At 41.9% G+C, this 14947-nt stretch carries 13 protein-coding genes; 5 read left to right on the top strand and 8 right to left on the bottom strand.

All coding sequences use genetic code 11. The annotated features are described in order from the left end of the window. Positions 1 to 11: 11 nt before the first annotated feature. The 4 genes from IAE55_RS27175 to IAE55_RS27160 form a co-directional block, all read right to left on the bottom strand. Positions 12 to 1697, bottom strand: coding sequence for a hypothetical protein (locus IAE55_RS27175; RefSeq protein ID WP_145156472.1), 1686 nt, complete (start codon positions 1695 to 1697; stop codon positions 12 to 14). 57 nt (positions 1698 to 1754) lie between these two features. Beyond that, positions 1755 to 2648 carry a carbohydrate ABC transporter permease gene (locus IAE55_RS27170; protein WP_145949444.1) on the bottom strand — a complete coding sequence of 298 codons (894 nt, stop codon included), beginning with the start codon at positions 2646 to 2648 and terminating at the stop codon, positions 1755 to 1757. Between the two features lie 3 nt (positions 2649 to 2651). Next, a complete protein-coding gene (locus IAE55_RS27165; RefSeq protein ID WP_145156470.1) occupies positions 2652 to 3545 on the bottom strand; it encodes an ABC transporter permease in 894 nt (297 codons plus the stop codon). Positions 3546 to 3755: 210 nt separating this feature from the next. Beyond that, a complete protein-coding gene (locus tag IAE55_RS27160; RefSeq protein ID WP_200634379.1) occupies positions 3756 to 6782 on the bottom strand; it encodes a glycoside hydrolase family 2 TIM barrel-domain containing protein in 3027 nt (1008 codons plus the stop codon). Between the two features lie 193 nt (positions 6783 to 6975). On the opposite strand from IAE55_RS27160, the gene IAE55_RS27155 reads away from it, so the two are divergent. Together IAE55_RS27155 and IAE55_RS27150 are read left to right on the top strand one after the other, a co-directional pair. Further along, positions 6976 to 7803 (top strand): AraC family transcriptional regulator, encoded by an 828-nt coding sequence (locus IAE55_RS27155; protein ID WP_200634378.1) that lies wholly within the window; start codon positions 6976 to 6978, stop codon positions 7801 to 7803. A 331-nt stretch (positions 7804 to 8134) separates the two neighbouring features. Then, positions 8135 to 8674: a methylated-DNA--[protein]-cysteine S-methyltransferase gene (locus IAE55_RS27150; protein WP_145156467.1), complete on the top strand. Its 540-nt coding sequence runs from the start codon at positions 8135 to 8137 to the stop codon at positions 8672 to 8674. 331 nt (positions 8675 to 9005) lie between these two features. On the opposite strand, the gene IAE55_RS27145 is transcribed toward IAE55_RS27150, so the two are convergent. After that, complete coding sequence (locus tag IAE55_RS27145; protein ID WP_152401676.1) at positions 9006 to 9575, bottom strand: TetR/AcrR family transcriptional regulator; 570 nt, start codon at positions 9573 to 9575, stop codon at positions 9006 to 9008. 151 nt (positions 9576 to 9726) lie between these two features. Between IAE55_RS27145 and IAE55_RS27140 the strand changes: the two genes are divergently transcribed. Beyond that, complete coding sequence (locus tag IAE55_RS27140) at positions 9727 to 10656, top strand: ketopantoate reductase family protein (RefSeq protein WP_145156464.1); 930 nt, start codon at positions 9727 to 9729, stop codon at positions 10654 to 10656. A 552-nt stretch (positions 10657 to 11208) separates the two neighbouring features. Beyond that, the gene (locus IAE55_RS27135; RefSeq protein WP_200634377.1) at positions 11209 to 11571 is read left to right on the top strand and encodes a hypothetical protein; all 363 of its coding nucleotides are present in this window, start codon (positions 11209 to 11211) and stop codon (positions 11569 to 11571) included. Between the two features lie 155 nt (positions 11572 to 11726). Here IAE55_RS27135 and IAE55_RS27130 read toward each other — a convergent pair whose 3' ends face one another. Next, positions 11727 to 12071, bottom strand: a complete 345-nt coding sequence (locus tag IAE55_RS27130; RefSeq protein ID WP_234489896.1) for a response regulator — start codon at positions 12069 to 12071, stop codon at positions 11727 to 11729. Positions 12072 to 12521: 450 nt separating this feature from the next. Between IAE55_RS27130 and IAE55_RS27125 the strand changes: the two genes are divergently transcribed. After that, the gene (locus tag IAE55_RS27125; RefSeq protein WP_181152758.1) at positions 12522 to 12674 is read left to right on the top strand and encodes a hypothetical protein; all 153 of its coding nucleotides are present in this window, start codon (positions 12522 to 12524) and stop codon (positions 12672 to 12674) included. Positions 12675 to 13364: 690 nt separating this feature from the next. Here IAE55_RS27125 and IAE55_RS27120 read toward each other — a convergent pair. After that, positions 13365 to 13751: a YmaF family protein gene (locus IAE55_RS27120; RefSeq protein WP_105442711.1), complete on the bottom strand. Its 387-nt coding sequence runs from the start codon at positions 13749 to 13751 to the stop codon at positions 13365 to 13367. 48 nt (positions 13752 to 13799) lie between these two features. Further along, positions 13800 to 14618 (bottom strand): DUF2935 domain-containing protein, encoded by an 819-nt coding sequence (locus IAE55_RS27115; protein ID WP_258168237.1) that lies wholly within the window; start codon positions 14616 to 14618, stop codon positions 13800 to 13802. Between the last annotated feature and the right edge of the window lie 329 nt (positions 14619 to 14947).

The following is a 14947-nucleotide window of genomic DNA, read 5'->3' as shown; positions in this document are numbered from 1 at the left end:
TTGTCGAATTGTTACTTATTCATCGCTTGATACAACTCATTCCATTCCTGCTTGAGATCGCTCCAATGCGCGCGCTTTTCGAGCGCGGAGGTGAAATCGTTCCAGGTCTTCTCGAATGCCGCATCGTCCTTCGCCATGAGCAGCTTAGCCCGATATTCTTTATATACTGCATCCAACTCTGGCTTATACTTCTCCCAGGCGCCTCCGGTCTTTGGTTTCACCAAATCATAATTCTCCGCAACGCGGGTTGCACCGAATTTACTGATGGTTTGAGAAAACTTGGCTGTCTTTTCTTCACCTGGATGCGTATTCTCATTGGTAAACCAAGGATACCACTTATTGCTGTAATTCGAGATCTGCCATACATCTGGCGTCACTTGGGCAATTTTGGCTGCGTCACCTGAGGTGCGCATCTCTTTGAAATGCGGATCGGTGTATCTCCATTTTCCATATGGTTGATCATCCCAATCCCAGTACTTCCCAACTGGTCCATTCCCAACAACATGATCCTGTTCCGGCTTTGGCGTTAACGCCCAATCATAAAACTTGAGAATAGCATCCAAATTCTTAGTGTTCTTGCTGATATACGTATCGTAGGCCGGATATGGGTTGATGATTTGTGTCTCGCCCGGTTGGGAAACACCGTCTACTTGAGGAAATGGAATCGGCTCGTAGAACCAGCCCGGTCCGGTCGGGCCGTCCAACTGCTCCCACAAGTATTGATCGAAATCCCAGAAGTTCCCAATATTCATCGCATATCGGCCGCTTTTATTCTTTTCTTTATATCTTTCTGATTTATCGGTAACAGCCTCAGGGTCAATAAGTCCTTTGCGATAAATGCTGTTCATCCACTGGTAAGCCGCTTTGAACCCGGGATTATCATACTCGAAAATAAAACTATTGCCGTCTTTCTTTACCGGGGTGACGCCTCCAGCCGTAGCCACCGGTACGCCGAAAGCAGCCAGGACCACATTCTCTTCATTCGCATCCATTAGCATTCCAAGCGGCAGGAGCGGCTTGCCCGACTCATCCTTCAGCTTGGACGCTTTCTCCAAATAAGTCTCCACACCGCTAAGCGTTTTCAGGTCGTTCTCGGTCATGCCGACTTTCTGAAGAATATCGGTACGAATAAACCACGCATTGGAGGACCAGCCCGGGAATGGATCGGACGGATTCGTATCGAAATACGAGGGAATCGACCAAATGTGCCCATCGTCATCCTTCATCTGATCCAAATATTCCTTCGGAATGGCTGCCAGATTTGGATACTTATCAGGCATGTTAAAGTATTGTTCGAGCGGTTGTACGAGGTTGGAACGCTTCATCGCATTATCGACAACCTGGTTCCTTCCGAAAAGCGCCGCATCATCGAATCCGCCTGTATTCATCTTCAGATTAAGCGCAGTAATGGCGTCTCCTTGCGTGGCTTCAATCTGAACATCGACGCCGGGCTCTTCCGTTTTCCAATACTGTTGAAGCAGGCTGTTGTTGTTAACCGTTGCCGACCAACCCAGCCAGAGCTTGAATTTGAATTCGGGCGGACTCGACGCGTTTGTTACCGCACCTCCGGTTGCAGCGACCTTATCGCCGGATGCTTCATTGCCGTTGTTGCTGCCCGAGCAGCCTGCCGCCAGACTGAGCGTAGCTGCCAACGTTAGCGCCATGGCGCTTTTGATCCCTTTTGATTTGAGTTTCATGTTCTGCCTCCCTTTTCATGTTATCGGTATATATGAATAATGCCTTATACCCGAACGTTAGCCCTTGACGGAACCGATCAAGACGCCTTTGACAAAATACTTCTGCAGAAATGGATACACGGCAAGAATCGGAAGTGCACTTATCATCACGGTGGCCATTTTAACTGACATCAGCGTGATATTTTCCATGGAGCTTCGGGCAAGCGCCTCCTGATTTCCATTGGAGCTCGTAATGGATGACAGGTCTTGAGCGGATAGCAACTGTTGCAGGAATGTCTGTACCGGGATTAAATTCTGGTCAGTTACATAGAAAGCCCCGGAGAACCAATCGTTCCAATGCCCCACGGCTGTGAACAATCCAAGCGCGGCGAGCATGGGCTTCGACAGCGGTACAATGATTTGAAGTAATATCCGAACTGGCCCTGCCCCATCCAACTCCGCAGATTCGGTCAACGCTTCCGGAAGCCCTTGAATGAACTTCTGCATGACGAACATGTTCCATGCTGAGAAAAGACCAGGGATGACATACACCCAAAAGGTATTCGTAAGCCCCAATTTAAACAGCTGAATATAGAAGGGAATCAATCCGCCACTGAATAGCATGGTCAAGAGAATATAAGTCAGGATACTTTGTCGCAGTGGAAGAAGTTTATATGATAACCCGAACGCAGCTGCAAGTGTGATAGCAAGTCCACCAATCGTACCAATCACTGTTCTTCCGATTGTAATTAAATAAGCATGACGGATTACTTGGTTCCCCAAAACAATTTCATAATTAATCCAAGTAAAGGACCGTGGCCAGAGATAGATCCCACCTCTTGCAGCATCTTTCCCGTTATTGAGGGAGACCGCCAGCATATAGAAGAAAGGATAGAGCACCGAAATACACAATAACACCAGCAGTAAGATAATCAGCCATTGACCAACCCGCTCAAATGTAGACGTTTTCACCAGTTACCACAGCCCTTCGTCATTGATTTTCTTGGAGATCGAGTTTGTCGTCACGACAAGGATTAGGCTGATGAGCGAAGATATTAATCCGACTGCTGTTGCCATTCCAAAGTAACCCTGTTGAAGCCCGCTACGGAGGACATAAGTATCGAGAACGTCCGCAACTGCTTGGTTTGCCGGATTCATCAGTGGATAAATTTGATCCATTCCTACGGTGATCAAACTTGGAATGGTCAAAATCAAAACAATGGTTATCGTAGGCAAGATGCCCGGCAGTGTAATATAGCGAATCCTAGCGAGTTTACCCGCACCTTCCACTTTTGCAGCTTCATAAAGCTGCGGGTCGATAGTCGTAATGGCTGCCAAGTAAAGGATCGTGTTCCAACCTACTTCTTTCCACAAACTACTAGATACAATCATTGGCCGAAACCATTCCGTTGAGCCCAGAAAGAAGATTGGATCACCACCGAACTTTGTAATGAGATCGTTTGCAAGCCCTCCATCCAAAGTTAAAAAGGATTGGAGAATATACGCCACCACGATCCATGAGAAAAAGTGCGGCAAATAACTTACCGACTGCACAAATCGTTTAAATCCCGAATGGTTAACTTCATTAATCATAATGGCCAGCAGGATCGGTAAAGGAAACCCAAAAACGAATTTCAGTACGGAAATTGTAAGTGTATTTCTGACAACCTTCCAAAATTGCGGGTCATGAACGAACGAAAAATTGTCCATTCCTACCCAATGCCCCCCCCATATCGACGATCCGATCGCAAAGTCTTTGAACGCAATCTGGATGCCTAGCATCGGAATGTAATTAAATAGGAAAAGCAATACGAGTGCCGGCAAAATCATAACATACTGCCAGCGGTATTTATTCATCTTTGCAAGCATGCGCTCCCTCCTTTTCTATGCCTTTATTGTACAAATTGGCTCTAGGAGAGGATACGCAACAACAATCAGATTTCTATCAATATAAGAAGATGTTTACTGATTCATCTTGAATGGATGGGGAACGAGGAACTTACACCATTTTTCTTTTCAGTTCATTTGTAATGAAATGAACCCGAAGCCATGATCTCCGGGTTCTTCTGATATTCTAATTCAAATTAACTTCCTCAATGTTGGTTTAATCCAGAACTCAAATTCAAATTCCTTCTTATTGAATTGATACTGATCCAATAAGAAAGGTCCGCAGCTAGCCGATCCGATGCCGGATTGTTTATAATCAATGCAAACAACAGAATAGCCGCTCTTCTCCAGCTCGTAATGATGTTTTTTTGTAGATAGCTCTTCCTGCGTATATTCTGAAGCATTAAATGAAAAAGGCTGCTCGGCTTCAAATTTAACCATTATGGTATTAGAGAAGATATTCATATAATCGCAACTCCAATGGGAAGAATTCTCTTGAGGTTTAATATAATCCTCATGCATCTCGCCAATCGGTTGCGAGAATACTCCCTTATACGAAGCCTGATGTTTATCGATATAACTTTCATAAGGGCCATATCCGTAATATTCTATCTGGTCAAATCGATTGCTCATAAACATTCTCACACCAAATCGCGGCAAATAAGGACGCTTGTCTGCAACTTGAACGGCATATTTCAATTTAATATCACCATTATTGAAAATGGAGGCTTCCGTGTGCAGGTTGAATGTGTTGTGATATGAATGTCCGCCAAGTGCGATTTTTGAGCAAATTCGTATATGAGAATCCCATTTCTTAGCTGAAATATGGTAAACCTTTGTCGTAAGGTTCCCAAAACTAAACTTCTCCCATTGCGATTTTATCCATTCATTATCGGTAGGGGCTCTAAATGCATTGTATTCCATCGGTTTCTCGATCAGATCGGTATGACTAAAGCTCAACCGATCAAATAGCGCAGTGGATTTATTAATTCGATATTCAAAGTTCTCACTCGAAACCATAATATATTTCATGTCTTCAGCAAGTTCTACAGTAGTGTCTACCTGCAGCGACGGTTCGATGACGATCTGTTCTTTACAAATGCATATTTGATCAAAACCAATTTCATAGCCTTTGGTAGACCACGGAGTATCATGCTTTTGTGTAAAAATAAATCGAGCATATACACTTTTACCTGTTAGACCTTCAAGACTTGGGATCGTAATTGTCTTGGAGGACTTAGGCCCAACCTCAATATCCAATTTCTCTTGCAGGATCACTCTTCCGAGGTCAGTAACCTCTACGGTGCATTCAAGTTTGTCGGACAAATCGGCAAAGTCATAGGTATTGATGAACTCGAATTCACCTTTGGTTGGATTAACAGGTTTGATTCGAATCGGACGATAAACATTCTTCGCTTCCAATAGTCCGGTATGGGGAGTACGATCAGGATAAATCAAACCGTCGATACAGAAATTCCCGTCATGTCGAGGTTCATTAAAGTCTCCACCGTACGCATACTTGGCATTACCGTTGCTATCTTTCCCAATCTCGATCCCATGGTCGCACCATTCCCAAATAAAGCCCCCGCTAAATCTATCACTCGAATAAATGACTTTCCAATAGTCCTCCAAGTCCCCTGGCCCATTGCCCATGGAATGGCAATACTCACACAATACTAATGGGCGCTTTTCATCTTCTTGCTTTAGAAAATTTTTCTCCATCCACTCGGATGAATAATACATAACAGAAACGACATCTAGGGTCGCTGGACCGTCGTCAGCCTTTTCTTCCCCTTCCAGCTCGTGCATGCTTTGATAATGGACTAATCTTGTTGGATCGTAACCTTTAATGTATTTGGCAGCCTTCTCCATGTTCTTGCTATACCCAGCTTCATTGCCCAGTGACCACATAAGAACGCAGGGTCGATTGATATCTCTTGTAATCATAAGATCAGCTCGATCTAATATGGCTTTCTCATAATCTTCTCGAGCTACAAGTAGAGCAATACCGGAATAGTCTCCATTATTGTCTTGTGTATGAGCAGCCTCTACAGCACCGTGTGACTCAATATCTGCTTCGTCTATAACATAAAAACCAAGTTCGTCACATAGCTGAAGGAAGATGGGGCTGTTAGGGTAATGCGATGTTCGAATACTGTTAATATTGTGTTGTTTCATTAAATGGAGGTCGACCAACATTTGCTCTCTGCTAATAACAGAACCGGTTACAGGATCGCTGTCATGACGGTTAACGCCTTTGAATTTAATCGCTACGCCATTCAGAAGGAGAGCTCCATTGTGAATAGTGATCTCCCGGATTCCTACTTTTTCGCCAATAATCTCTTCCTCTGTTTGCAACGTAACGTTGTACAAATAAGGATATTCCGCGTTCCACAAGTATGGATTATCAATGTCAAAAACAGCGACTGTTTCTCCATCTTTGAGATATTTCTCACCTAGGAAGCTTCCGCTTTCATCAAAGAGTTTTACCGTAACTTCAGTATCTGCATTCACGTCAACTGCAATTTCTGCTTTCGTGTTGGAATCAAAAAGCTTCGAGGTAATCCGATAGTTCTCGATTTTATTCAGCGGTCTTGAGAGTATGTACACATCTCTGAAGATACCGGACAACCGCCATTTATCCTGATCCTCAAGATAGGTACCATCACACCACTTAAGCACAACGACTGTAATCGTATTCTTACCACTGACGAGGTACTTGGTAATATTGAATTCACTTGTCATGTGAGAAACTTGACTGTAACCAACAAATTGATTGTTTATATAGAGATAAAAGCAGCTGTCGACACCTTCAAAGTTAATAAATTGTTCATATCCATCGGATAAATCCATTGTAAATTCACGATTGTAAACACCCGCTGGATTCTGGTCAGGAACATACGGCGGATCATAAGGAATAGGGTAGTGAATGTTGGTGTATTGCGGTACATCATACCCGTGCAATTGCCAATTGGATGGAACTGGTATTTCATTGTATTCTTGAATCTCGAGGAAGTTTTCCTCCAAATCTCTAATACTATCGTAATACCTAAAGCCCCATGGTCCATTTAAAAGAAAGAAATGGTTGGATTGTTCTCTTTGTGCAAATGGATCTTGAGTTGGAGAAAAGGGAATAAAATAGTTGCGGTTTTTCTCGGTATTAACATGCAACTGCTGAGGATCTTCATGAAACGTGCTATTCATACCCGCAAAAAGCATAATTCTCACCTCATAATTAATTTCTATACATAGACCAACTTTGAATGTATAGTTTTTTGAAAATTCAAATTAGAAGACATAGTATAATGAATATTTATAGCTCGGTATATATAGTCAATTATAATGGCAACTCCAATTACGTTAAATATGATATAATACTTGTCGTATATTAAAAAATGAAAGTTGTGATCCAATGAAACACTACACCAAACATATGCTGATATCCCCTTTGGACCGTACCTTACCCATCTTTGTTGAAACGATCGGGTGGAATGAATGGCAAGAGGAGTTCATTCGACCCGTTGGTTACCACTGTTACCACTGGCTGCACACAACCCACGGAGAAGGACAATTTGAATACTCCGGGAAGACGATAAATTTAACTCCCAATCGAGGAATCTTATTAAAACCGGGCACTCCGCACCGATACAGAACGATTTCTCATCCCTGGTCGACATATTACGTCACCTTTAATGGAGATCTCGCCCCTCTCATCATATCTTCTCTCGGTTTGGCTACTTCCACATTGATAAGCTGGGAAATGGATTCTCCATTATCCACACTGCACAAGACAAGTCATGAACTGGCAGATCAGGAGTTTGATTTAAATGGCATGGAGGGTTCCGTATTCATTTATCGTTTTCTCATGGATCTGAAAAAATATGGAGAAATCGATAACCAACGTTCCATTTCCCAATACGCCGCCAGATTGACTCCTATTTTTCAATACCTTAACGAGAACTATTCGAACCCTGCGATTGGATTGGCTCAATTGGCTGAATTAGCAGGCGTTAGCTCGCAACGATTGAATTACATCTTCAGAAAGGCAACGGGGATGAGTCCCTACCAATACATTATCCGCATAAGGATTCAGAAAGCCAAAGAGCTCCTGATCGATAAAGATCGCTTGACCGTCAAGCAGATTGCCGCAATGGTCGGCTTTACGGATGACAGTCATTTCGTATCTACCTTTCGGAAAATTGAAACAGTCACTCCGGAAACCTATCGAAATATCAATTAATCGATGATTAGCGACTTGCCCAACGCACTTCGGACACACCACAATCGGGTCGGGTTCCACCGTAAATTATGAAGAAAGGGCTGTTTCTCTCCCTGTGAGGAAAGGAAACAGCCCCTTATTTATTTCAGAAGTTTAAGTTATGGCTCTGTCGAATCATTTTTCCACAAATTTAGAACTAACTTATCGCCTATTATTTTTTCGATCAACACTTTTCCACTTTTATTTTCTATACTTAGTCACTAAAATGAAAAATTGATGGGATCTATTCGCTTCTAGGAAACGTCGAGTGAAATTATGAATTTCAAAACAGTGTCAATCATTAGGAGGAATTATGTATTTTTCGACAACATATTCATCACCTTTAGGTTTGATTACTATTGCAAGTGATGGTCACATGCTCTCGGGTTTATGGTTCGAAGGACAAAAGTACTTTGGAGGCACTATACATGCTGAAATGACTGAAAATATGAACTTATCCATCTTCAACAAAACAAAAATTTGGTTAGAAAAATATTTCGATGGAAAGAAACCAGCGGTCTCTGACCTCCCACTTGCTCCAAACGGTGGGGATTTCAGAAAATTGGTTTGGAATATTCTTTGTGATATTCCTTACGGTGAATATATTAGTTATGGGCAGATTGCAAAAATTCTAGCTTCAAAAATAAATAAAGCAAGTATGTCAAGCCAAGCAATAGGTGGAGCTGTAGGTCACAACCCTATATCCATCATTATACCGTGCCATAGAGTGGTGGGTGCTTCTGGGAGTTTAACCGGTTATGCCGGTGGTCTGGATAGAAAGTATAAACTTCTTCAGCATGAAGGTGTGGATATGACCAAACTCTCTATACCCAGAAAAGGAACAGCACTCTAAAGTATTCAGTAAATAAACTACGCAACAGAAAAACACCTTCAGTGTGGCCATAACCGCGTCAAACCATTATGCTGCGACCGTTTTTGGAACAGGTAACGGTCGTCAAGTTTTTTCTGAAACGTTCAGCAAGTGGATTTCGGACTGATGAGTAATATTTATGACCATCGCTGTTAGCTGTAATCATCGAATCAGGAAATTCATCATAGACCCTGTAAGCGCCTTTGGCCGAAATTCGTAGCGTCAAGATCTTGCCCCTCAAGTTTTTCTGCCTCTTTAATTGCCTGGACTTCCATCCTGGGCTCGTAATGCTCATCGGTAACCTCGATATCTCTTACCCTTCATTGACTGTGCCAAAGATATAATACGGTTTTATCCCATTTGCAAATAGGCTATCGATCAGCTTGACCAATTCTTCCGACGATAAATCTTTGTCGTTGCGTATCCAAAGGCGAAACAAAGATATTAATGTTGATATGTAAAACTCAATCAGGTATGGCGCTAAGATATCATTTGTTGGAAGATTCACAATCAATCTCTCAAAGGGAATTTCTCTTTTCAGGCGTTCAACAAAATGAACAGAACCATAGTCGCCGAGGAGGGCTTTTAGGACAGAAATATCTTCTGTACTTTCCAAGCATTGAAGCGCATCTTGGAAAGTATGCGTAGAAAGCTCCCTGCTTGCCATTTCCTCGTTAATGGATTTCAAAACCTTCTCTTCAACGTAGTTCAGCAACTCATAAATATCTGTAAAGTATTGATAAAATGTACTGCGGTTATATCCTGACTTATTGGCAATCTCTTGAATAGATATTTTTTCAATTGGCTTTTGGCTATATAAATCACAGAACACATTTATAAAGGTCTGCCTGGTTTTGTCTGTAATCTCAGGTTGCTTGTTCATGGATTTGCCTCCATTTCCGGTCCAATAGATGATCCGACAGATATTGAAAATCTGATGGTTGATGACTGTATGGTGAATCCATACAATATTATTATACAACACGTTGTTGGATCATCAATAACGGATTATCAACTCTTTGGGGGAGTCTAACATGAAAATTCTATTCTTCGGTAGAGGTGTAATATCGACCCAATATGCATGGGCTTTCGAACAAGCAGGTCATACAGTTGAGTTTTACGTTAGAAAGGGGAGGAAAGAAACCCTCGGAAGCAGTATAGCGCTTGAAATGTGGGACGCACGAAAAGGGAAAAAGCTCATAAAAGGAAGCTGGAACGTCAAACTGCATGAGGAGATCCTTCCCAATTATGATCTCATTATTGTGAGCGTCAACACGGACCAACTTCCTGAAGTAGCACAATTCCTATCAACTGCCGCAGGAAATACCCCTATGCTCCTATTCAATAACATTTGGCAAGATTTGAAATCATCGATCGCACCATTGTCTATGAACAATGTTGTCTTTGGCTTCCCTGGAGCAGGAGGTGGCATCGCGGACAATAAGCTTAGAGGCGGCTTTTTGAAAATGGTATTTCTAGAAAAACCACGGGCAGGCACTGAGCATATTAACAACAAGGTCAAAGAGCTATTTGAAAGTGCCCATTTTAAAATTAATTGGGTAAAGGATATGCAAAACTGGTTATGGAATCACTTTGCCATGAACGCAGCGATGGAAGCCGAGGTGTTAAAACGGGGAAGTTTTCCAGCGGTCATGAACCATAGTGACTCATTCGCAAATGTTGGTAAGCATATGAGGGAAATGGTCCCTGTACTTAAAGCAAGAGGTGCAAAGCTTGATGCCACTTCTCTCCTGCTGACTAAAATTCCACCGGCCCTTCTCGGCATACTTTTTAACAAGGTTATTTTTGCAAAAGGCAGCTTACCGCGGCTTTTTGTGGAATACAACAATAGTAAAGCAGGTTTTGCGGTACTTGAAGTTGTGAGAGAAGCAAAAAAGGCAGGCATACCTTTGCCGCGTCTTACGATGGCATTTGAAAATACGGAATATACAAAAGAAATATAAAGAATCCTGGTCATAACCCTGTCAAGTAGACAAGAATAAAAAGACACCATTATGGACGTTTCATCAGGAAGTACTCGCGTTGTTTCGGCAGCGGCAGAAATCAGTAGTTTTGTTTCAGGTAGACAGTAGTTCGCTCCGTGTTGAAACCAGGCTGGGAGGATACAGTTGTCGCAGAACAAATCTCGCTCTCCCCGCCAGCAGCAAAGACCAATTTGGCTAGCGCTCTCTTCCTTGAAGCGCTCCGTATGCAGATCCAGATAATCATCTCAATGCCAATTTTCTTGAAAACGAAGGAATTCATCCATAACCAACTTCGCTAATGGAGTATACTGGATATCCGCCGTAATTCCGCATTCTGTCCCAACATTGTAGATCTCGATCCTCCCTTCTTCCGAAAAGGCATGTACCAATAACTGTCCCCCCCAAAACTCGTCGTCTTCTGTATAGAGAAGACGACGAACTAAATAAGGGGGCCTCCTGATACAAAATAAAACTGTTCCATAAATATTTTTTGTTTTTATGTAAAGCATACAAGTTGAAGGAGTGATTGAATTGAAGATTAAAATAAAGCTGATGTTCCTTCTGCCGGCATTTTTAATGAACTTAGGCGGGATTTGTGCAGCAGCACCAGAAGAGCAGGTAGAGAATTCAGCAAAAGACATACGAACCTACACGTTATCCGTTCTTCATAGTGAAATCAATGACGCGATTTCAAGAGAATTTCATATTACAGATTGGGGATTCATTCCTAAGAAGGTTTGCGAAATAAATGGCACCAGTCTTACTTTGGAAGGGGATCTCTTTAAGGATAATAAAGTCCAGAAAAAAATAAGAGTCGATTTAGAGAAGAATGACAACTCAGGCTATATGGTAACCCGTGTTTCAGAAATTCCAGAAAGCACTAATACGGATTAAGTATCGCGGAGTGGGCTGCATCGCCCTTCCTATTTTCGAAGCCAGAAACAAAAAATAACCAACTCCGTTGAGTTGGCTTTTTTTTATCCACTTTCCAATGGATTGGCTTATGTAAGGCTGGTGAAACTCGAGGATCTTTCCCACTCGCTTTGTGCTCATGAAATCAACGAATCAATGCATTGTTTAATTCGGTGGAAACTAATTGGCTTTTCAATAAAATCCGCAAACCCCTGACAACGTGTCTTTGCGCCTGGATCTGTTGAGACGGCAATGATATGTGGCGGGTTAACTAAGAAGGAAACAATCTCTTCAGCCGCTGAAATCCCATCCATGAACGGCATGTAGATATCCATAAAAATGAGCTGATAGGATTTTGATCTCGTCGCAGCAACGGCTTCTAACCCATTGGTCGCAGTATCTGCAGAATAACCAAGTTTTAGTAAGATTCTAACCAATACGGTTCGATTGACTTCATGATCATCAACCACAAGTACATTCATTGAGAACATCCTTTCATGAAGCCGAGAAGAGGACCACTCACAAGCAATTTACCATGTAAAGTCTCCAAATTAAAAGCTAACATTTTAATTTACCCGTTTAAATAGCATGCGAAACCCAAACCCCAAAGAAAAGAGAATCTTTTTTGAATAATACTTGGGTAAAACGTGGCCATGAGCAAATGAATTTGATGCCGGCCTTTTCCTGGTTAATCGCCCAGCCCAGGACGTTTTCTTTGACGACGAGGTGCAATTCAAAACGAAGGATAATTTCGACAATACAGGGAACTAAGAACATAACTACAATCAGGAGTGGTGAAAACAATGCTTGAGTTTTTAACTTTAGCTGCAATATGTTCATCAGTCAAAGCATAATCGCCCAACCCAGAAACCCAAGGTTGGCATAAGTTAATTTAATTAAAGTAAGAAGTAGGTGGAAGGAGGTAACCATTTATGAAGAAGAAGAACAAACGAAAAGTAAAGTCAATCGTTCTTATCCGGCCCAACGCCGGTCATGATAAACCGATGCGTGTCAATGCATCCATAAACGAGCTGGAATGGTTGGGCAAAAACAAATCGACACAACTGCCGAGCAAGCCGATCTAAATTATATAACGTTAAAAATAAGACTATTTAACACAAAAACACGTATAAGGGAAAAACTCGGGATCGTAATTCTCCTCTTGTCGTCACATCAAGAGCAAATTTTTATTAACCAAAGCCAGCTTTTTCCTCCATAGGAAAATATAAGCCACAGCTCGGAACGGGAAGTCCGTGGACAATCGTGCAGATCTAGACATAACTAAAAAAATGGCGATCTTAACGACATTGTACCGACGTTCCGCCGCGGTTCCCCTAAATCAAAGACAAATTCCTTTTCTAATTCTAATGAACCATGCCTTCTCCGACATCCGAATCCGAGGATCTACCCATATGAACGGCCAGCTTTAAAACTAAATAAGCTATGACTTGGCCTAAATAATTGTACGGATGAAAAAACATTTTTATATAACAAAAAAGCCCTCTAAAAAAGAAGAGCTATCTTAAGAGTCACATGAAGTTGAATGATCATGAACACACTATAGCTTGCGGAAAACCACGCTTATCCACTGAATATCCTTTTGACGATTGGACACTCAGTGGATAATGATTTTGAACCTCAATTTGATTACAGTGTAACCGACTCCACCCATTATCTGTCGCCCCTTTTAAATAAGGTAATATAGTGTATGGAGGAACCTTTACCACTGATAGGGAAGGATCTATGGGGAAAACAACCCATTTTTAACCTGAGATTTATTCCTCTTTCCCTGTTCTACCCTTATATCGATGAGAATGAGGAATTCTACCGTTTACTGTTGTGTAACCCTCAAAATCATGGTAATGCCCACCCTCCGGTAAGGGGATTGCCGGTCCTGTTGTTCCTCGAACATAATGAATATGCTGGTCATTAAATGAAGTCTCCACATTGTAATGGTGGACATGGGGAACCCCACTGGGGGCAGGGTCTGTGGTTCCAGCGTAATGATGAAAATGTCCAACATCAAACGAAGTGTCCCCCGAAATCGGATGAACATGAAGCCTAACCGGTCTTCCATCCCATGAAGTAATAAGGAGACTATGAGCATGTTCAGAACCAGAACCTTCAGAATGAAGCAGTAATCCTGTGATTGGTATTTCCAATAAACTTCCCTCCTAGATTGATCTTTTATGTTTGTTCAAACCGCCATTTTAGAACAATATTTCCCTTTTGTTTACCTTCTCTCCGGATAATGAACGTTCAAACATATCCAGAATAAACAAAAACCTTTCAGCTTCCCGAAATACATGATCTGCCAATAGGGGATGAATGATGCTTTTTATACGGCATTCTTCGATTAAATCTCGGGCTGTCTTCTTAAAATCCCGTAATGACTTCACAGAGACCCGGTTCTCATCTACAAACTGACTCAATAATGGAACTGTCTGGGATTGAGGCCGCATTGAACTTAAATCAATTGCTTGATACATAAGGGTGTCAAATTCATGGCTAAACTCTCTAGCCTGTTCAACAAGCTTCCTTTCCGAAGGATCCAGAAGGTGGCCTATAAACTTAGCGTGATCTGCCATGATTTTGAGGAAGAAAACATTCTCATCAATAATGGCATCATGTAGAGGTTCGAGCCTTCCGGAATTCAGTTCCTCCAGTCGGTTTCTAAAGTAGTTGGCTTCCCGGCTGATATGATCAACAAGCAAAGGGAAATTATTCTGTCCTGGCAGCTTACACTGCAGGATTAGGCCCAGAACCTTTCTTTTAAAAGCCCAAATATGAGCCGCTGCGTTGTGTACCTCTACGTTGAATTCCCTAATGGTTTGAGGATCGGTGTTTACTGAAAATGAATGGGCTCTTCTTTCGATATCTTCAAAAATAGCTTGGAATTGGTTAGCTTCGCTTATTAGTTGTGTATCTTCACTCCTAAATCCTAATCGAAGGAAAAACGAATGTTCCTTCATGATACGTGACCAGAATCGAATTTCGTCTAAAGACCGTTCTACAAATACGTCTGGCAAAATTATCACTCCTTCTCGATTGGGTTTAAGCCACAAAGTTACATTATATGTAGAATATATTACGTACGCTTGTTCCATTATGCTGAAAGGTGTATTTTCTGATTAAATATCTAATTAAAACCCTCAACCCTTTTAGGTAAGAAATTGAAGGCTTCTGCTGGCAGCATTTCTATCCATTGGAGCAAGCGTTACCTGGTATTTCAATGTTCTTTGAACAGGATAATAAAGGATCTTAACCAAAAAACAATGGCCGCCTATTCGGCTGCCTGTTTTAGCAAAACGTTCAATTCGCTCACCAATCTGATCGCGAATATGTTGAAAAAACAGCC

The sequence above is a fragment of the Paenibacillus sp. S28 genome, assembly GCF_016624415.1.
Taxonomy (GTDB): domain Bacteria; phylum Bacillota; class Bacilli; order Paenibacillales; family Paenibacillaceae; genus Paenibacillus_AQ; species Paenibacillus_AQ favisporus.
Note: the sequence above shows the minus strand (reverse complement) of the source record. Positions and strands in the feature narration are given on the sequence as shown.